Source organism: Tractidigestivibacter scatoligenes (genome assembly GCF_001494635.1).
In the GTDB taxonomy this organism is placed as follows: Bacteria; Actinomycetota; Coriobacteriia; order Coriobacteriales; family Atopobiaceae; genus Tractidigestivibacter; species Tractidigestivibacter scatoligenes.
The window spans coordinates 141961-162253 of the sequence record NZ_LOJF01000001.1 but is presented as its reverse complement, the minus strand read 5'-3'; the positions used below and the strand labels follow the sequence as shown (position 1 = coordinate 162253).

General features: G+C 58.0%; 13 protein-coding genes and 2 tRNA genes. 4 read left to right on the top strand and 11 right to left on the bottom strand.

Annotated features, from left to right (window positions below; all coding sequences use genetic code 11):
• Positions 1-293: 293 nt before the first annotated feature.
• The 4 genes from AUL39_RS00725 to AUL39_RS00710 all read right to left on the bottom strand — a co-directional run bounded on the left by AUL39_RS00725 (position 294) and on the right by AUL39_RS00710 (position 2375).
• Positions 294-369 (bottom strand) — tRNA-Lys (locus AUL39_RS00725).
• A gap of 61 nt (positions 370-430) precedes the next feature.
• Complete coding sequence (locus AUL39_RS00720; protein ID WP_235810713.1) at positions 431-1696, bottom strand: aminopeptidase; 1266 nt, start codon at positions 1694-1696, stop codon at positions 431-433.
• Positions 1697-1817: 121 nt separating this feature from the next.
• Positions 1818-1892, bottom strand: a tRNA-Gly gene (locus AUL39_RS00715).
• Between the two features lie 108 nt (positions 1893-2000).
• Complete coding sequence (locus AUL39_RS00710; protein WP_059052645.1) at positions 2001-2375, bottom strand: hypothetical protein; 375 nt, start codon at positions 2373-2375, stop codon at positions 2001-2003.
• Positions 2376-2913: 538 nt separating this feature from the next.
• Here AUL39_RS00710 and AUL39_RS00705 point away from each other — a divergent pair.
• Positions 2914-6708: a SpaA isopeptide-forming pilin-related protein gene (locus tag AUL39_RS00705; RefSeq protein WP_160327000.1), complete on the top strand. Its 3795-nt coding sequence runs from the start codon at positions 2914-2916 to the stop codon at positions 6706-6708.
• A gap of 89 nt (positions 6709-6797) precedes the next feature.
• Here AUL39_RS00705 and AUL39_RS00700 read toward each other — a convergent pair whose 3' ends face one another.
• Entirely contained in the window at positions 6798-9416 is a 2619-nt protein-coding gene (locus AUL39_RS00700) for a hypothetical protein (RefSeq protein WP_153001526.1), read from the bottom strand.
• A 283-nt stretch (positions 9417-9699) separates the two neighbouring features.
• Here AUL39_RS00700 and AUL39_RS00695 point away from each other — a divergent pair, with 283 nt between their 5' ends.
• Together AUL39_RS00695 and AUL39_RS00690 are read left to right on the top strand one after the other, a co-directional pair.
• Positions 9700-10689, top strand: coding sequence for a helix-turn-helix transcriptional regulator (locus tag AUL39_RS00695; protein WP_235810752.1), 990 nt, complete (start codon positions 9700-9702; stop codon positions 10687-10689).
• Complete coding sequence (locus tag AUL39_RS00690; protein ID WP_059052637.1) at positions 10682-11632, top strand: WYL domain-containing transcriptional regulator; 951 nt, start codon at positions 10682-10684, stop codon at positions 11630-11632. Before AUL39_RS00695 ends, AUL39_RS00690 begins: the two co-directional genes overlap by 8 nt.
• Positions 11633-11643: 11 nt before the next feature.
• Here AUL39_RS00690 and AUL39_RS00685 read toward each other — a convergent pair whose 3' ends face one another.
• Positions 11644-14622 (bottom strand): helicase C-terminal domain-containing protein, encoded by a 2979-nt coding sequence (locus tag AUL39_RS00685; protein ID WP_059052635.1) that lies wholly within the window; start codon positions 14620-14622, stop codon positions 11644-11646.
• Between the two features lies 1 nt (position 14623).
• Positions 14624-15595, bottom strand: coding sequence for a D-alanine--D-alanine ligase family protein (locus AUL39_RS00680; protein WP_059052633.1), 972 nt, complete (start codon positions 15593-15595; stop codon positions 14624-14626).
• 108 nt (positions 15596-15703) lie between these two features.
• Here AUL39_RS00680 and rlmN point away from each other — a divergent pair, with 108 nt between their 5' ends.
• Positions 15704-16762, top strand: coding sequence for a 23S rRNA (adenine(2503)-C(2))-methyltransferase RlmN (gene rlmN / locus AUL39_RS00675; RefSeq protein ID WP_059052631.1), 1059 nt, complete (start codon positions 15704-15706; stop codon positions 16760-16762).
• 108 nt (positions 16763-16870) lie between these two features.
• On the opposite strand, the gene AUL39_RS00670 is transcribed toward rlmN, so the two are convergent.
• The 4 genes from AUL39_RS00670 to rsmG all read right to left on the bottom strand — a co-directional run bounded on the left by AUL39_RS00670 (position 16871) and on the right by rsmG (position 20254).
• Positions 16871-17116 carry a hypothetical protein gene (locus AUL39_RS00670; protein ID WP_059052630.1) on the bottom strand — a complete coding sequence of 82 codons (246 nt, stop codon included), beginning with the start codon at positions 17114-17116 and terminating at the stop codon, positions 16871-16873.
• An 8-nt stretch (positions 17117-17124) separates the two neighbouring features.
• A complete protein-coding gene (locus AUL39_RS00665) occupies positions 17125-17979 on the bottom strand; it encodes a ParB/RepB/Spo0J family partition protein (RefSeq protein ID WP_059052627.1) in 855 nt (284 codons plus the stop codon).
• The gene (locus tag AUL39_RS00660; protein ID WP_059052625.1) at positions 17972-18772 is read right to left on the bottom strand and encodes a ParA family protein; all 801 of its coding nucleotides are present in this window, start codon (positions 18770-18772) and stop codon (positions 17972-17974) included. Before AUL39_RS00660 ends, AUL39_RS00665 begins: the two co-directional genes overlap by 8 nt.
• A 726-nt stretch (positions 18773-19498) precedes the next feature.
• Positions 19499-20254: a 16S rRNA (guanine(527)-N(7))-methyltransferase RsmG gene (gene rsmG, locus AUL39_RS10815; protein ID WP_082667156.1), complete on the bottom strand. Its 756-nt coding sequence runs from the start codon at positions 20252-20254 to the stop codon at positions 19499-19501.
• Positions 20255-20293 lie beyond the last annotated feature (39 nt).

Sequence of the window (20293 nt, the reverse complement as noted above, 5' to 3'; positions counted from 1 at the left end):
ACCTATGCCAGCGCACGCGACATCGCGGGGCTGATTCGTCGGTTCTGGCGTCGAAGAGAGACCATGCCATGGCTGCGTGCAGTGCAAATCATGCGTTGGTCACCCCTTCGAAAAGTGGCGCGCGATATCTCGCGCGGCTGTCGTTGCTATGCGCGACTATAGGCCCGCATGGGGCAGGCTGGCAAGAGCGTACGAGAAAAGAATTCTGCTTGAAACAAAAGGGTCGCGCTTGTGCGATGGCAGCAATGTAAAAGCAGGCCACAGCCACATGGGCCGTGACCTGCTGTTTCTCGTGGTGCGCCCTGAGGGGGTCGAACCCTCGACCTTGGGATTAAAAGTCCCCTGCTCTACCAACTGAGCTAAGAGCGCGTGCCGTGGCCAAGCCACTATAGCAGCGCAATTCTACCACGTGGCGAGCTCTGGGTTAGCCCTACTCCCACGGCCACTGGCCGTTTATGAAAACAGGGGTCTCGGTGCCGTCGGCAGCAACGCCCCAGATGTTGAGATCGTCGGAACCCACCATGAAGTCCACGTGCGTGTGGCTCTGATTGACGCCGGCAGCCATGAGCTGCTCCTTGTTCATCGAGAGGCCGTCCTTCACGCACTCGGGGAAGCCCATGCCCAACGCAAGGTGGCAGCTGGCGTTCTCGTCATACAAGGTGTCGTAGAAAAGGATTCCGCTCTGGCGGATGGGAGTGTTTTTGGAGACGAGCGCGACCTCGCCAAGACGCACGGCGTTCTCATCCGTCTCGAGGATGTGCTGCAGGACATCCTTACCAGCCTTGGCACCATAGTCCACCACAGCGCCGCCCTCGAAGCGCAACCAGAAGTCACGAACCGTCTGGCCGTTGTGCACAAGCGGCAGCGCGGAATACACGATGCCATCAACGCGCATGCGGTCAGGTGAGGTAAAGACCTCCTCTGTGGGGATGTTGGGGAAGAAGACCGTGCCGTCCTGGAGCCGCCCGGCGCCGCCCTCCCAGATATGGCCCTCGGTAAGACCAACGGTAAGATCCGTGCCGTTGGAAGAGGCGTAGCGCAGCGCCGAGTAGTGCTTGCGATTGAGCATGCGCTTAGTCTGCTCGAACGAGGCATTGTGCGTTTCCCAGGCGCTCTCGGGGTCGTCGCCTTCGGCGCGCGAGGTCTCGAGAATGGCTACCCACAGCCGATAAACCGCCTCGGCTGGGGAGAGCTCGGGGAAGACCTCGTGAGCCCACGCCTTCACGGGAACGCCGGCTATGCACCAGGCGTTACGCCCAAAATCCATGCCATCGCGGAACGACTTGCACTGCTCGTTACGCGCACGCGATGCAGTAGCGGGCTTGGCAGGATCTATGCCCTTGAGCGACGACGGATCAGACCCCTCGAGGAACAGAAACGCCGCACCAGCTTCCGCAAGGGAGTTAAGCTGCTCACGCTGCCAGGAGGGAACCGTCTCGAACCAAGACGTGGGGACGTTCTCGTACGTCATGCGAGTCACTTGGTCATCGTGCCAAATCACCGTCACGTGGCCTGCGCCAATACGGTATGCAGCACGGACAACCCTACGCGCAAAGTCAGCCCGCTCAACGGGTGCCGACAGTACAAGCTCCTGCTCGGGGTGAAGAGCGACACCCTTCTTTACCAGCAGGTTTGCATAACGATCAAGCTGCTCCGAGATAGCCTCGGTTGCCAGGCGGCATTCTTCGTCCGTCATGGGAATGGCAGTCATGGTAATGGTCCCTTCGGGTTTGGTGCGTGGCGCGCCCATGCTAAGGCGCTTACCGTCATATGGTTAGTACCCATAAAAAGGGCCCCCGAAGGGGCCCGGCGTATTCTGGAGCGGGCAACGGGATTCGAACCCGCGGATGATGGCTTGGGAAGCCATTGCCTTACCACTTGGCGATGCCCGCATGTGTCGTGATTCTATCACAGCAAGCCGGCGAGGTGGCTCCACTCCATAAGTTAGCCGTTCGCCTGCCACCGCACGCCGCGGTAGGCAGGCACCCAGGCAAAAGCGCCTACAGGTAGACGTCTGCCTCCTCGCGGCCAAACTTGTGCAGCAGCTCGTGGCAGGGCCTGCAAGCAGCACAGTCGCAGAACTTGGCTCCGGCCTTCTTGCGCTCCTCGGAGTGGGCCAGCATCTTGGCGGCACCCTCCTCGCCAAAGACCTGCTTACCCGTGTCGGAGCCCACAAAGCCGATAAGGTCATCGATGGTGGTCTGGTGCGCGCTAATGGCGTCAAGCAGCGTGTTTGTAGCGGCGTCAGCGTCATTGCCCTTGGCAACGGCATCCTTCCATGCCTGCGCGGCACGCTTGGTCTCTTCCGAAGCCGACGGAGCGGCGAGCATTTCGTCAACCTTCGAGGCGGCGTAATCCAGCAGCTGCTTGTCCATTTTGGTTCCTCTCTCGTGAGCCATAATTACCTGCTGGTAGGTATACCCAGTCCACAAAAACTGGGTGAGGAGAACGGCCCTCGAATCCCATAGCCAAAGTTGATGCATATTTCTCGCTACGTATTTTGGTCGAGATTGCCATCTTTGCGGAATCCATGTTTCACCAGCTTACAAAGGGTGTTGTAGAAAACTCTGCAAGCTGTGTGCCAGCAACCTGTACGCGCAGCGTCAAAAGAGTGCAAGCTTCTCCCTTTAGCCTAGGTCCCCCTCAACAGGCCCATCGATGTATGGAGGAGGACGCATGAAACCAGAGCGACCAAAGGAACTCAGAGGGGAAGCGAATCACAGGCGCGCTAAGAGGGACGTCCCTCGCGCACGACTCGTTGGTGGAGACAAGCTGCGAGGCGGACCCCACGTTGGACCGGGACATGCAGGGAGGCGATCGCTGTGGCGCGGGATTCTGGCCCTCGCAATGGCAGCCGTTGTCGTTGCCGAGCAACTGTTTGGAGGTCTTCCTTTGGGCGGTGCCGGGGTTGCGTTGGCACAGTCTCCAGCAACAGGCAACACAAGCATTGCCTTCCTGCATAACCCCAATGGCAGCAGGTACATCAGCGATGTGGTAGGTGTGACGCGCCAGCAGGTTGTGGACGAGCTCGCAGCGCACGAGAACGACAGCTACTACCTTGGCACCCCCTACAAGGGCGTCAACGACACCGGAAACAAGCCACGGCCAAACGGGGATCCGGGTGGCTACTCTCCCGGCATGCAGTGCAACGGGTTTGTCGCCTACGTCCTCGACAAGGTGGGTGGCACGCCATACCAAACCTTCGTGAATACCGACGGCCACCGCGGGAACTGGGCGGCGTTGGTTAACTGGTTTGCGGTCTGCCAGCACAATGACGTTATCTCCTACACCTTCGATTCAAAGGAGGAGATGCTGGCATCCGGCCTGCTCCAAAAGGGAGACATCATCTGCGCCATACCCTACACGTCCGTGTTCCGGGCAGGAGCAGATGCCTATGGCAACACCGTAGATGACCACGTGGGCTTCTTCTGGGGAAGCACCTCTGACGAAGACCTCTTCTGGCATTCCGCCCACAGGCCAAATGGTTTGGGGTCGGGAGACACGCTTATTAATGGCAACCAGATCTCAGCCATTACTCCCAAGTGCTTCCCGTCCTGCTGGGTTCTGTTCCCGCTGGGCCCGTCCAACGGTCAGGTGGAGCTGTACAAGCAGTCGGCAAACAAGGCCATCACGCAGTATAACACCAGCTATTCACTCGAGGGAGCATGCTATGGGCTCTACTCCGACGAGCAGTGCACGCAGCTGGTGCAGTCTGCCACCACAGACTCCGATGGCCATGCCGTGTTTGCGAACATCCCCTCGGGGGACTACTACGTTCGCGAAATCTATCCCTCGCAGGGCTATCTGCTGGACGAGAAGGTCTACAGAGCCACTGTTAGCTCAGGCACCACAGCGCAGGTGGAGGGAAATCCCGTTGAGGAGGTCCCTGCAAGCGCGCCCGCCGGAGCCATAGTCCAGAAGCTGGATTCCCAGACAGGAGGAACGGCACAGGGCGACGCCTCTCTGGCGGGGGCGCAGTTCACCGTCTCCTACTACGGAAACACCACCGGAGACATCTCTGGCCAGGCACTTCGCACATGGGTCTTTGCGGCGGGCGAGAATGGCGTGACAACCTACAGCAGCTCTCAGCTTGTCTCTGGGGACGAGCTGTACACCAACTCGCAAGGCGAGACGGTCTTTCCCTTGGGCACCTATGGCATCCAGGAGACCCTTGCTCCAAAGGGCTACGAGCTTACCGATACCTCTGTTCATGTGGCCACCGTCACGCTCGAGGACGGCATTGCCACCTGGAAGACACTTGATGGCTGGAACAATAGCAGTGCAGTGAAAGACGTAATGGGGCGTGGCATCGATGACCAGGTAATCCTCGGCTCAATCCACGTAAACAAGATTGACCACCAACTCAGGGAAGGCGTTTCTCAGGGTGACGCCACATTGGCTGGGGCGAGGTTCCAGGTGCGCAACATGTCCGACCACGCCGTCAACGTTAATGGCATCGTCTACAACATTGGAGAGGTTATCGAGGGCGTGGAGTTGGTGACAGACTCCTCTGGTAACGCCACAAGCGAGAAGGTCCTGCCGTTTGGCACCTATGAGCTGCGAGAAATCGAGGCACCCGAAGGCTACCAGCTCAACTCGAATTGGGTAGGCATCGCAACCATTGCCGACTCTCAGACTCCCGCCAATGCCGGCACTGTGGACGAGAACATCGAAAGAATCGTGTTCCCGCCAGTAGCAAAGGTGGACATCAACCTCGGGGCTAATGGGCCGCAGGGTGACGCCGTCTTCGAAGGCGCCGAAGTGAGCATCACCAATGCCTCCCAAAAGCCTGTGATATATGGCGCCAAGACCTTTGCCCCCGGTGACGTGGTGTGCAGGCTCTCGGCAAACGCCGAAGGCAAGTTCCCGGCCATCGAATTGCCCTATGGCACCTACGTACTCAAGGAGACAAAGGCTCCTACGGGATACCTCCTCAACGAGGACTGGGCCAAAACGATTGTGCTTCATGAGGGGAACCAGGCTCAGGTTGAGCTTCCAAACACTCCGGTATCTGGAGGCATCAGTGTTGACAAGATCGACCACGAGCTTGAAACCTCAGCTCCACAGGGAGACAGCGCACTTGAGGGCGCACGCTTCGAGATTACCAACAACTCTGCCCATCCCGTGGTTGTAGCAGGAGAGAGCTTTGCTCCTGGTGAGGCCCTCAAGAACGTCGACCTCGTGACGGACGCTCATGGCCATGCAACAACCGGTTCCCACCAACTTCCCTATGGGCGCTACTCCATTCGCGAGATATCTGCTCCGGAAGGCTACCTTGTCAATACAAGCTGGAAGGCCGATGTGATCATCCAAGAGGATGGGGTGGTGGTCTCCGCTCAGGCGCCCGTCGATGACCAGGTTGTTCGCGGAGGGGTTCGCGTTGGCAAGCTTGACCGCGAGACGCTCGTGGACGCACCGCTTGGTTCTGCGACGCTCGCCGGGGCAACGCTTGCTGTGACGAACGCCTCCGAGAACCCAGTCGTTGTTGATGGCGCTACAGTCAACCCTGGCGACATTGCGGCAACGCTGACAACAGACGAGGACGGCATTGCCTCCACCAGCGCAAATACCCTTCCATATGGCACCTATAGGGTTCGCGAGGTGTCTGCGCCCACGGGATACCTTCTGGACAGCGAGGCCAGGCTCTGGTCGGCAACGTTCCGCGTAGTCGATGACGGCACTATTGTCGACCTTACGGCGCCTGAGGACGCAGTTCATGACCAAGTGGAGCGCAGTGACATTCGCTTCGTCAAGCGCGATGAGAGAACGCAGGAGTCAATGGGCAACGTAGCGTTTCTCATCACCAGCCTCACCACGGGAGAACACCATATTGCCGTGACGGATGAGAACGGCATCTTTGGCTCCTCCGTCTTCGCCTCCCAGCAGCGTACCAACGCAAACGACGCTGCGTTGGAATCAAACGGCGCGGCTTCAGGAGAGGCGGAAGTGGATTCCTCAAAGCTGGATTCTCACAGCGGCATATGGTTTGGCGGCTCTCTCGAGGGCGACCAAGACCCCATCGAGGGGTTAGCCTCGCTTCCGTACGATCGATACCAAATCCAGGAGCTGCGCTGTGAGGCCAACCGTGGGAGAGCGCTTGTCTCGTTTGAGCTCACGACCGAATTCCCCGGGTCGCGGCACAACGAGGTGCTTGACCTTGGCACCATAGACAATCGAGAGGAAAATGAGCCATCCATCCAGACAACAGCAACAGACGAGAAGACAGGAAGCCACGAAGGCGTGGCACAAAACACCACGGGAATCGTCGACGTCGTAGCCTACGAGGGACTTGTTCCCGGGAGCGACTATGAGCTAAAGGGGACGCTCATGGACGCTGAGAGTGGGGAGCCACTTCTTGACTCAGGCGGCAATCCCATCGAGGCATCGCAGAAGTTCATCCCCACCCAGGCGGACGGACAGGTTGCCATGCCGTTCGAGACGGATGGCTCAGCCTTCGAGGGCAGGAAGGTAGTTGTCTTCGAATCTCTTTATCGAGGCGGACAGGAAGTTGCCAGCCACAAGGACCTTACTTCCGTAAGCCAGTCTGTCGACTACCGAGAAGACGTGCCACCGAGCGAGAAGGGCAGATCCGGACGAGAGGGGACGCCCAGAACTGGTGACGAGACGGCGCGTATGGCCATTGGGGCCTGTGCCGCACTTGGATGCGCTGGCATTATTCTCGCGCTCTGGCGCAGGAAGAAGGAGTGACGTTAGGGTCGCGCCGCGTTGACACACAAAGGGGGCCGGCAAGGCCGGCCCCCTCGAACTCGCAGACTCCAAAAACTCGAGGCACATGCCTACGAGCGCCGAATCATCTCCGTGACGAGCTCGGCGACGGAGGCAGCCTGGTCACCGTCGACGTTCTCAGGAACGTCCTGCTCGGTGCGAGAAAGCGCAGGCAGCCCATTCTCTCCCAGGCCCATGACCGTCACCGCTCGCACGGAGGTGCGCATAGCAACGGAGGCGTCGGTATCAGCCCAGTCATACGTATGTGTCTTTAGATCCACATGGAGGTCGGCCGCCGTTCCAGTGAGGAGCCTCAAGAGTCTCCTGTCTGCGCGACGGGTTGGCTCAAAGCCCTCGTGCGTCAGGAGCGAAAGGTCGCCGGCACCAACGCAGTCAAGGTTCACAAGAAATGCGCCGCGAATGGCAGAGCGGTGCTCAGTCAAGAAGGAGCGCATGCCAACATGGTCGAGGTCCGAAGCGCCAAGGGCAACAAACCAGATGTCGTGACAGACAAGCTCGTCGTCACCCATATGGAGCACGGCAGCACGCAGGTCTTCCTCGGTAGGAACGTCGGCGGGAGCTTCCACGGTCTCTTCGTTGGGAGCACCGTCTGCTGTGGGCTCGTTCTGCTCGGCATCATAGGGGGTCTCGGCGAGAGACGATCCATCCGCAGGCGCGGTTGCGTTGGGGTCATCCGATGCATCAGCGGGAACGTCATCAACCAGCCTGAGACCGCTCCTTGTGGTGGCGCCTCCCTTCCAGGAGTCGGAATCGGAGCTGTCATCCCAGTTTTCGGGATCATCGCTCAACCAGTTACCGCCACGCATGGCCTGGTTCCGAGAACGACCACCAGCATTGTCCTTGCTGCGGTTGAAGAAGTTGAAGTGGTGCCTCTCGGAACGATGCTCGGGCTCGGGCTCCTGCTGCATCCCAAGGTCATCCGCGCTAATAACGTCCAAGCCGTCCTGCTGGGCATCGACTGGCTCCTGAACGGGCGCCGGTGTTGCAGGGGCAGGGGTGATCACGGGCACATCGGGGTCAGGCACGCTGCTGCGTATGCGCTGGGCGTTCCTGGCGTCTGCATCGCTCAGAAGGTTCCCCATGCTCCTCCTGGAGGGGGTTGCCGCCGTGCGGGAAGGAGCGAGCCGGGTGGCATCTGGATCGGATGCCAAGGGATCGGACATCTGCGACGGGTCAGGAAGATCAAAGAGTGCAGCTCGGCGCGCCACATCCGAAACCTGTGGCTTGAAGTTCGACTTGCCCCAGTTGGGATCGTCCGGCTTTTCGGGACGCTTGCGAGGCGTTGGCGCTGTCGGGCGCGTAGACCCAAGGTCGTCGTTGGGCGTCGCGGTGAGACCCGAGTCGTCCTTCTCGCCTACGCCACGGCTCTCAAAGCGGTCAAACATGCTCGCAAGCTTCTTGCGGTCGAAGAAGCGGGTCTTCTCGGGAGCAGGTGCAGGGGTATCTGCGGCGGCACCCTCAGCAGGCGCCGCAGCGTCAACGTCAACACCGGCAGCACCAGGGGTAGGCACCTCCGCCGTAGCGTCAACATCTGCCGCAGGAGTAGCAGGGGCAGGCTCCACGCTTGCATCAGTGGTACGGGAGGGCATTGGCTTGGGGAGGCTCTCGGTAGAGTCCGCAGTGTCAACTTCGGTTTCGGCATCAATGCGCGCGCCGGCGCGAACAGGGCTTCCGGGCAACTCGCTGGTCTCATCGGCGTCGTACGACGAGGCTCTCATATTCCTAGAGGAGTCAACGTACTCAATCTCGCAATCGGCAGGAAGGATTCCAAGGGCAGCAATCACATCCTTGCCGTGACGGACGCCAACTACTTCCTCGGGTTCCGGCTCGGAAGCCGGAGCAGGCTCCGGGACGGTCTCAGCCTGACTTGCGGCAAGCTCAGCAGCCCGAGCTGCCTCCTGCTCACGCTGTTCCCTCTCGATGGCGCGCTGCGAAACGGGCTTCTCGCCAGAGGGGCGAACGTTATCAAGGATGCCGAGAAGGGCGGCAACCGAGGACTTGTTGTCATTAGAGCCAAGCGAGCAGCGAGAGAACTTCTGGTAAATGCCATCGGCGCCAAATGCCGCGAGGGGAATCGCAAGCAGGATGCCAAGTACCCAGAGGACCGAACGGAAGGGCGCGGGCAGGAAGGAGAACACCTGGAGCAGGGCACAAATTCCAACGGCAGGGACAAGCCACTTGAGCGCCTTGCGCAACATAGGGATGTAGCGGGAGAGCGGACTTCCGTACAGGAAGCTGTCGTGCGGAGAATCGTAGTGGGCAACCACCACGATGGGCCTGTTGCCCTTGGCAACAAGCTCGCCCGTGGCATGGTGCACGGCAACCACATTCTGGCTGCGCGCGGACGGCCCAAGTTTGGAGAGGAAGCCGCCTCCAATTCCAAGCGCATCAAGCATCAGGAGAGCCGCTGGTACCACAGCAAGAATGACGCCAAGGGCAGAGACACCCGTGCCAGAAAGGACTGTCCCAATAAACATCAGAGCGAGAAGGACGCAACGTACCATGCGCCCAAGGCCCGGAGCATCGAACTCCTCCACGTTAACGTCCACGTCATGCTGACGCATGAGGTCGGCGATAGTCTGGGCGGCCTGGAGCTCTTCCTGGCTGTTTGCAGGAGAGATGCCAATCTGATCCTCCAGGTAGTCCATATAATCATGTGTCATGGCCATGCTGTACATCCTCCGCTGGTCACGCGGCCCCCTCGGTCGCGAGAATGCGCATATACTTTGTCGAGTATACGTCTTGAGGGACCTCGATATCACCCCTGTACCCCCTGGACGGTCTTCTGCACGCCAATTCCCCCACAACGAGCGCACATGACAGCACCCGAAGCGCGCCGAATGTCATCCGGTCTACTATCTTCTAGTCCAGATGAGTCAATGTCACGGCTATGGCTGATGGGGGCACGCAGGCCGCCGCCGTGGTTTGGACGGGAGGGTCGAATTGAACGCTGTGGACGGCTATGCCGAGATCTCAAAGGACGACGAGCAGGCAAGGAGAATCGCTTCGCTCGCCCTTGCCTTCATGAGCTCAGACACCATTCGCGACGCCACCATCTGGCACGCGTTCTACTCCGACCTCACAAAGGCAGACTCTTATCGCACGGCATTCCGCCGTGACAGGGCTGCCCTTGCCGAGTGTGGGATCACGGTGAGGCGCGTCGACGGCCCAGAGGCGCTCTGGCAGGTGGACAGCGCATCGTTCGTGGAGAGCACTGAGCTCTCGGAGGAAGACGCCATGGCGCTCGACGTGGCCTGCCTTCCCCTCGTCGACGACCAGGACTTTCCCTATGGAGCAGAGCTGCGCATCGCGCTCTCAAAGATCGATGATGCCTTTGACTATCCTGCGTCAGTTGCGCTGCCTGCCGAGGAGCGAGTCCCAAGCCGACAGCTCGCCACCCTTCAGGAGTGCAGCTTCTCTGGTATTGCGGCTTCCATCGACTACACCCGTGCCGACGGAACAACCATCAAGCGGCGAATTGCCCCCTACGGCTTCTTTGGAATGCGCGGGCACTTGTACATGGTGGCGCCTGCCATCGACGACGCCGGATCTGTGATCGCTGGTTCTTCTCGCACATACCGCATTGACCGGGTCCACCGCGCATCAAAGATTGCAGGAACGTCCTTCGAGATTCCGGAGGACTTCGACATTAGGGACTGGCAGAAGCTCCCATTCCAGCTGGGGCCAACCTCGTGCGAGGGTGTGTTTGCTGTACCTGAGGATGCGGTGCGCGAGTTCATGCAGGTCACGAGAGGCAAAGGGACGTTCGAGACGCCAACGGCCACCCACGAACCCCACGCAACCACAACGTGGCGCGTTGAGGTGAGCAACATTGAGGACGCCGCGTCGTGGGCCATCGCGGAAGACATTACGCCCCTCTCACCAGCAGAGCTTGTTGCTGCCTGGTACGCAAAGCTTGAAGGGGTTGTTGCACATGGCTAGTCGCAAGCAGGGTGCTGGTCGCAAGGGAGGACTGCAGGAGGCCCGCGAGCTGGTGGCCATCATATCGTCGCTGGACCATGCCGGTGACAGCATCAACGTTGTCACCATCGCAGGACGCCTGGGTATCTCCAAGGAAGAGGCGCGCCACCGCATGGAACTTATCCTCTCCGCGAGTGGAGAGGGTGCGGCGGTTCTACCCCTCTCGGCAGACGCCGGCAACGGGCGTCTCACCCTGGAAGGGGGCGCAGGCAACCACGCGAGAAGGCTTCGCCTCACCAAGTCCGAGACCATTGCGGTGCAGGCGGCCCTCGACCAGTTGGGGATTCCTGTAGATGCGCCGCTGCGAAAGAAGATCTCCTCATCGCTTTCTCCCACAGGCATCAGCAATACCCATGTCGCGTGTGCCCTGGGTGATGACGGCGGCATCACAGACTCCAACAAGTCCCAGGTGGGAGAGACAATCCTCACGTGCTCGAAGGCAATATCCCAGCTTGGGATGCTCGACTTCATGTATCAGGGCATTGCGGACGACGCCCCCAGGCAGCGTCACGTTGACCCGCGGGGGCTGCGCAACACCAATGGCACCTGGTATCTCGACGCCTATGACCCCTCCCGCCATGGGGAGCGCGTCTTTCGGCTGGACCGCATGAAAGGCGTGAGCGTCGCCCTGGCAGAAGAAGTTGGCTCAGAACCAGAGGAGAGTGTTGGCGCGCGCACGGTACGCGTTACCTTCCACGACAGACACTACCTCGAACTTCTCGACTGGCCCGGTCTGCACGTTGAGCGCGACGACGGCTCCGTGGTCTACGCCAGGATTCCCTACTACAGGGGAGACTGGCTGCCTAGGCGCCTCGCTGCGTGTTCCGGCACCGTATACATAGGCGACAGCGAGGTCAGATCCCTCGCCGTCGCCTATGCGCGCAAAAAACTTGATGAGCAGTAGCTGTTCCGCACCTATCGTTCGTGCGACGAGCGCCACATCTCGATATAGCGACCCACATTCGCGGTCTCCAGCGTAGTCACGCTCTTGGAAGGCAGCGACCCCGTAAAGGACCGGCCATAGCGCTTCTGCACTACGCGCGAATCCGCGAGCACCAGCACCCCGCGGTCGTTCGACGTGCGAATAAGGCGGCCTGCGGCCTGCTTTACCGAGATGACCGCCTCGGGAAGCGAGTAGCGCCACCACGCACGGTCCTCACGCAGGTCTCGCTCACGTACTATGGGGTCGTTGGGGCTCGCAAACGGTAGCTTTGGGATGACCACGCACCTCAGCGTGTCACCGGTGGCATCGAAGCCCTCCCAAAACGAGCGCAGTGCGAGCAGCGACGTGCGTTTCTCGGCCAAGAATTGCTGGCGCAGGCGTCGCGGAGAGGAGCCACGCTCTTGGCATACCAATGCAAGCCCCGCCTTGTTAAGGCGCGGCCCAAGCTCGGCGTACACACGCTCCATATCGCGCCTGTTGGTAAACAGCGTGAGCACAGAGCCATCCATCGAACAGTGAACGTTATAGAGCAGGTCGATAAGGGAATCGAGGTAGTTACTCTCGTTTGGTGCCGGCATATCTTTGGTCACAATGACTGACATGCTGTTGTCAAAATCAAAGCTTGAATCAAGCCGCACATCTTTGTGCATGGCTGCAGGCAGGCGGTCAAGCCCCACCGCATGGTCAAAGTGCGAGAAGTCATCCCTCACTGCCATAGTGGCCGAGGTGAACACCACGCTCTTCATCTCGGGCAGCCAGTTCTGGGCAAGGTCCGCACCCACGTCGAGCTTCTCGGCCAGGAGCTTCTCGGCGCCAATGCGCCGCTTGGAGCGGTATAGCTCAGCGGAATACACGTACGTTTGGTCCTCTCCGCCAAGGATAAGCCGCAGGCTCTCTAGCAGCTCGGTGACAAAGCGCCCAGACTCCGTAAGATCCGCGGCCAGCTGCGGAGCGACCTCGGCAAGCTTCTCCTCAGCCTCGCTCAAGTGCTTCGCCGCCTCGTCCAGATGCGCCACGGCAGCAGACCCCGCCTCTGCCACAGCACCCCACTGCGACGTTTCGCGGACCTTTTCGTCAATCCAGAGAGTCACCATGTCGTAGCCGCCGTCGCCCCTTGCAAGCGGCCCAAGCTCGTGCACAGCCATGAAGAGGTCTGCCGTGGACACGGCCGCACGCGAAACGGCCGCCGCCGCCTTGGTGAGCAGCCCCTGTACAAGCGTTGCCCCCTCGAGCTTGGATGCCGAGACGGACGTCATCACCGTGTGCAGCGCACCGCTCTTGGTGCCACCAAGCAGCTCAAACGCCGCACGGGCGGCATCGCCAGAGACCTCGTGCGCCCACTGGCGACGGGCCTCGCCCTCAAAGGAGTGGGCCTCGTCAATCACCCAGTGACGAATGGGTGGCAGAATCTTCCCCTCTGCAGCAACGTTGCGCAGCAGCAGCGAGTGGTTGGTCACCACCACGTCGCCGCTGGCGGCACGGCGACGTGCACCATGGACCAAACACTCGTTGGGGAAGTACGGGCAGCGCGTGCGCAGGCACTCGTTGGGGGTGGTAGTGAGCATCTGGCGTGGGACGTAGCGCCAACGGATTCCCAGCGCGTCAAGGTCGCCGTCAGGAGACTGGCAGGCGTACGCATACGTTACGGCAATGGCCGTAAGCATGTCGCCCGCAATGGCATTGTCTGAGCGCCCATCGTTGCGTGCCAGCTCAAGGGGAAGATCCTCCACGGCAGCGCGATCAAGCCTGTGCAGGCACGGGTAGTGCTCGTAGCCCTTCAGGCTGTGGAAGCTGAGCCCCTTTGGCAGCGCGCGGGCAAGCGCCGGCAGCTCGTGGGAGACAAGCTGGTCGGTAAGGGCGTTGGTCTTTGTCGCAATTCCCACGGTCACGTTGTTGCGCTGGGCGAAAAGGACCTCGGGCAGCAGGTAGGCGATGGACTTCCCAACGCCCGTGCCTGCCTCGATCGTACGGTGGGTCGAGGTGGCAAGCGCGTCTCGAACCTCAAGCGCCATCGAGACCTGCTCTGGGCGGGTCTCGTAGTTCTCGTACATGCGTCCAACCACGCCGTCTGCCGTGAACTCGTCCCGTATTACCTCAGGAGCGGGCGCAACAAGCGCCTCGTCGCTCTCAGCGGCATCCGCGCGAGGATGTGCCTCCTCGCGGGAGACCAGTCCATGACGCAAGGCCTTCAGCGAGAAGGCCTCCGGGCCGCTCTCGGCTGCAAGGTGCGCGATAACGGGCCTGAACGGCCACTCCACCTCGGGATGCATATCCGAGAGCTTGCCTAAAAGCCCTGCTGGTAGATCAGAAAGGCCCAATAGGATGATGCGCCACATCCCGCAGAGCGCATCAACGTCGTCACCCGCGCGGTGCGTGACAGAATCGCAGCCAAACGCCTCCGCCATGTCCGAGAGCCGGTGGGACGAGAGGCGCGGGAGCGCTATGCGAGAGAGAGCGAGTGTGTCAATCCACGTGTCCGACACCTCCGCGCCTCCGCGGACCCCCTCGATGAAGGTGCGGTCAAAGGTCGCGTTGTGCGCCAGCACAGGAGAGCCGCCCACAAAGTCCGCCAGGTCGCGAACCGCTTCCTCGGGACTAGGTGCGCCAGCAACGTCTACATCGCGTATCCCCGTGAGGCGCTGAATCTCTGGTGGAATGGGCCTGCCGGGGTCAACGAAGGTCTCAAATCGCTCGACCGCCTCGCGGCCAGAGAGTCGCGCAGCAGAGATCTCTATGAGCTCGCAGTCTTTAAACGAGAGGCCCGTGGTCTCGGTATCGAGCACCACGATGTCCTCTTCAAGCAGGTCAAACCCATGGGTTTGTGCCCGTTCGGCAAGGCTTTGGTAGTTCGCGCGAATGTCCTCGGGCGTTCCAGGGAGAAGCAGCCGCTCAAGGGCGGCTGCAGCTCGTTGCGTGTTCTCTTCTCGCCCGCCAACGTTGGCTAGGGCCATGCTATGCCTCCGACTTCCCATGGGCCTCGAGCGCATACTCCACGAACTTCTTGCAGAGCTCGGGGAACTCGATGCCGCCATGACGGGCGGAGTCGGGCAGTAGGCTTGTCTCGGTCATGCCGGGAATGGTGTTGGTCTCGAGAATCACTGGCGTGCCATCCTCACGCACAATGAAGTCGCTGCGCGAAGCCCCAAGGCAGCCAAGGGCACGATGCGCGCGAACGGCCAGCTCCTGGGCACGCGCGTAGACGCCGGCCTCAAGGCGAGCAGGAATCACGTGGTGCATGGAGGAGGGCTCATACTTGACCTTGAGGTCATAGAACTCCGCTCCGGTCACAATCTCAACAATCGGTAGCGCCTTTGGCTCGGCGTTGCCAATCACGGGAACGGTGATCTCGGTGCCGGTTACGCACTCCTCGATGAGGGCCCTGTCGCCACCAGCCGTCGCACGCTCCACGGCCTCGCGAAGCTGGGAGGCGCTGGTCACACGCGTGACACCAAAGCTCGATCCATTGGCCGCGGGCTTCACAAAGAGCGGCAGGCCAAGCTCACCCACAATGCGATCAACATCGTCATCCGTGAGCTTTGTGCCAGCCGCAACGTCAGTCCCACGCGGCGTGGGGATGCCAGCCTGACGGTAGAGGGTCTTGGCAACCTCCTTCTCGGTGCTCACCGCGCTGCCAAGAACTCCCGAGAAGGTGTAGGGCATGTGCAGAATCTCGAGAAGACCCTGGATGCAGCCATCCTCGCCGTAACGCCCGTGCATTGCGACGAAGGCCACGTCGTACCCTCCGGCAACGAGCTTCGACACAAACTCGCCGTCTGCGGCATCGAGCAGGTCAACGCCCTTGAAGCCTGCCTCAGTAAGCGCCTTCTGGCACGCGCGCCCAGAGTCCAGGGAAATTTCCTTCTCGTCAGACCAGCCGCCGGCTATAACGACAACCTTGAGGCCCAACACGTCCTGACTTGTCATGTGCTCTCCCTCGCATCTCTCCGCCGTGCGGTAGACTCAACTCACACGGAGACAGTAACCCAAAGAGGATACTCCACCACACCATACGACAAGGGCAAGGGGCCAGAAATGCAGACGGAAGACGTCAACCGAAACAACGAGAAGCTCGACCTGAGGAACTGTACGCACGGCCAGCTTGAGACCCTTCTCGCAGAGCTTGGCCAGCCCAAGTTTCGTGCAAAGCAGATTGAGGACTGGGTGTGGGTTAAGAACGCCACCTCACTCGACCAGATGACCAACCTGTCCAAGGCGCTGCGAGCCGAGCTTGCGGACTACGTCACACTCGGAGGCGTCGAGGAGATAGCACGACAGGTCTCGCAAGACGGTAGCCGCAAGTACCTGCTTCGCTTTCCTGATGGCGTTGCCGTTGAGTGTGTTGGCATGCCCTCGAAGAACCGCCTTGCCGTGTGCGTCTCTACGCAGGCCGGCTGCGCCATGGGCTGCGCGTTCTGCGCAACCGGCGCCTCGGGCCTTACCCGCTCGCTGACGGCTGGCGAGATTTACGAGCAGGTTATGCACGTGCGTGATGACTTCAACACGCGTGTTACCAGCGTTGTGATGATGGGGCAGGGCGAGCCCATGATGAACTATGACGCTACGCTTGCTGCTCTACGGCGTCTCAACTCCCCTGAGGGCGCCGGCATTGGCGCGCGACACCTCACGGTGTCCACCTGCGGCGTTATCCCCATGATTAAGCGTTTTGCCAATGAGCCCGAGCAGTTCACGCTCGCCGTTTCGCTTCACTCCGCCAACCAGAGCACGCGCAACATCCTCATGCCTGGTGTCAAGAAGTACTCCCTCATTCACCTCTATGACGTGATGGGCGAGTATGTGGACAAGACCGGCCGCCGTCCCACCTATGAGTACGCACTTATCCAGGGCGTCAACGACAACGAAGACGAGCTTGGAGCCCTATGCGACTTCTGCCGAGGCACCCTGGCACACGTGAATATCATTCAGCTTAACGAGGTTCCTGGCTCAAAGCTCAAGCCCGCAAGCCCCGAGCGTGCCGAGGAGTTTGTTGCTCGTCTGGCTTCCGTTGGTGTGGAGGCTACTATCAGGAACTCTCGCGGCGCTGATATCGACGCTGCGTGCGGTCAGCTCAGGCAGCGTATGCAGGAGCTGTAAGCCGTTTAACGCTCTTCTTGGAAGAGGGGCGGTCACTCATTGGTGATCGCCCCTCTTAATTAGAACATATGTTCTTAATTATAAGTTCTTACCGCTTCTGCGGATTCCCTAGTATCCAAGGTCTTTCCACTGGCGCATGGTTGTCTGGACGTTAGGTAGAGGTCCATCGTCCGGCATAACGTCACCTCTCACTGAGTTGATAACTTCGTTTATGCGCCTGTAGGAGGTCTTAACCGTATCCACCATCTTATTGATATTCTCCTTTGCCTCGTCGGAGAGGACCTCTTTGTAGACCACATAACCAACGCCAGCAGCGGTTGCGATGACCACCACACCACGAAGTAGCTTCTTCATTCCTGCTCCTAGTCCCTTGTGAGAAGGTCGACGAGGTGGGCGAGCGCATCCTCGTCCTCGAATTCAATCTCCACCTTGTTCCTTCCACGGACTGTCTTAACCTTTACGTTGGTATCTAGTGCCAGCCTCATCTGTCGTGCCGCGCGCTTGAAGGACTGTGGTACAGGTTGGCGATGTACCGGTTCCGCCTGGCTGTTGTCAGAAAACAGTGGTGCAAGGGTTTCTGTCTGTCGTACCGACAAACCCTGAGCAACGACCTTCTCAGCAAGACGAACCCGTCCCTCCTCAGATGGGACGGCGAGAATTGCCCTCGCGTGGCCAGCAGTCAGCTTACCCTCACTCATGAGCTCCTGGACTTCGTCTGGAAGGTCAAGCAGCCGGAGTGTGTTAGTTATTGCAGACCTCGACTTAGATACGAGACGAGCTACCTCTTCCTGAGTAAGACCGTTATTGTCAAGGAGCTGCTTGTATCCCTGTGCCTCCTCGATAGGATTGAGGTCAGAGCGCTGGAGGTTCTCGATGAGAGCAAGTTTGAACACGTCCTCATCGCTAATGTCTCTGATGACGACAGGTACTTCATCTAGACCAGCAAGCTTTGCCGCCTGATAGCGTCTCTCACCTGCAACGATCTCATAGGTAATTCCCTTTTTTCGAACGATTATTGGTTGAAGTATGCCATTCTGCTTGATGGAATCGGCAAGCTCAGCAAGTTCATCAGGATTGAAATTCTTGCGTGGCTGCCCTTTGTTTGGCTTGATTTTCGTAATTGGCAACGTTGAATCTGCAGCTGGGGCGCCTACTTCTGCATTCGCTTCGCCCATCAGTGATTCTAGTCCCTTGCCCAGTCCTGATTTCTTAGCCACGACGAATCACTTCCTTAGCAAGCTTTGTATAGGCAGAAGCACCCTTGCTCATTCGCGCATACATTGTTACTGGCAAACCATGACTTGGTGCTTCAGCAATTTTGACATTGCGTGGAATGTATGTCTTGAATATCTGCTGACCAAAATAGTTCTCGCACTCCTCGACCACCTGGTGCGAGAGCGTTGTACGCGTGTCATACATCGTCATGACGACGCCAAATATCGCGAGGGAAGGATTTAGGCGACTCTTAACCATCTTCATTGATTCAATGAGCTTCGTAACTCCCTCTAGTGCGTAATATTCGCACTGGATAGGAATCAGCAGTTGATCTGAAGCAACAAGTGCATTAATTGTGAGCAATCCGAGCGATGGGGGGCAGTCGATAAATACGTAGTCAAATTCATCCTTAATCTTTTCGACAACGTTTTTTAGAATGCTTTCACGCGCCATTGCTGATACGAGCTCTATTTCTGCACCAGCAAGTTGAATTGTTGCTGGTGCTACAAAAACTCTATCTTCAACCGTATCGACAATTACATCCTCAATTGGGAAGTCTTGGAGCAAGACATCATACATATCGTGCTCTAGATCTTCCTTCTCGATGCCATATCCACTTGTCGTGTTCCCCTGAGGGTCCAAATCGATGACAAGTACCTTCTTCTTAGCCTCTCCAAGCGCTGCAGAAAGGTTTATCGCCGTCGTTGATTTTCCAACTCCGCCCTTTTGGTTGATAATCGCTAAAACTTTCGGGTCTCTATTGGTAAATCCGCGTTTTACATCTTGAAAGCCCACGAATGACCCCCAATTGCCGAGTATGTTTACGTCTAAACTGTGTTTGCTCACCAATGTGGTGTGTGACAATCATAGGGTATTGTTTCACGTGAAACTTCGAGAATCTTTCTCGAAGTAGCTTTGTTTTGGATTCTGGTTAATCGAATTAGCCGTTTCACGTGAAACATCATTGTTCATCACTATATTCAATAATGACTTTTTTAATTTTCAGACGTTTCACGTGAAACACTACTGGATTGAGTCTTTGTTGGAAACCAATGCATATATCACGAAGCTCAATAGCTGGGCTATTTGCCAAATATTGATTACAACGAGTCTTTTCATATGAAATATCGAAAATTTCACTCTCTATTGGTGTTGTGATTTATCCCACTATAAATACGTTCAATAGTGACTTTAAGATTCGACGAAGTAGTTTCACGTGAAACGTCCAAAGCTTACGCTCTAGGCGATTTTACCTTCAATCAATATTCAACAAACTTCGAGTCTAAGACTGAGCTAGAGTAAAGCCGTTTCACGTGAAACAGGTTATATGCCGCAAAGAAGATAATAGCAATCCCAAAGGTTTGCACTCTTAAGTTATGCAGCTAACCATGAGTCGTGTTTCACGTGAAACAGCTAAAATCTTCCGCTCATAGAAATTCGGCTCCCATCGAAGCAATCCGGTGAGAGCCGTAAAAGATACGTCGATAGAGCCGAATAGCAAAAATAGATACTTACAGTGTCTTAGTGGAGTCCAAGGGGGCTTCTCTTTGCCATACCATTCTGACGCGGAAGCTTAATACGAGGATTACCTGTCTTTGTATATACAAGAATAGTTCTATGTCCAAGGTCATGAGGAAGATCATATTCAAACCGGCCAGATTCCTCAAGCCCGCAAATCCTTGCAGCACGAGAAGCAGCTTGAGTCTCTTCATCACTCGGGTTCCCTTTGCCAACAAGAAGGGTACCATTCCTTCTTAAACAAGGCGTAGCATATTCAATGAGAACATTCGTTTGGGCAACAGCACGAGCAACAACAACATCAAATCGAGAGTGACAAGTTTCGGGAACTTCCTCCGCACGTGCATGCAGACACGAGACACGATCAGCGAGCCCCAGGACATCAGTAAACTCTTCAACGGCATTAACCTTCTTGCCAACAGAATCAATGAGTGTGCTCTGACAACCACTCACAATTGTAAGAGGCAGTCCAGGATAGCCAGCTCCAGTACCAACATCTAATAGCTTCTCGTCTGGCCCCAATACAATGGGGTTATGAGCAATTAACATCAGTGAGTCGATGACATGCAGGACAATAGCCTCATGTTCATTGGTAATCCTAGTGAGATTAATACTGTTGTTCTTCTCAACGACGAGCTCTAAATGTTGAATGAGTAGCTCGGCCATTTCTGGGGTCACAGTAATCAACGAAAGGTCAGTATCGGAGGCGAGAATCTCAAGGAGCTCATCTTTAAGAACCTCATGGGAGTTTTGATCCATCTTCACTCCTTATAGCAAGACATACGATTCCATAGAGTT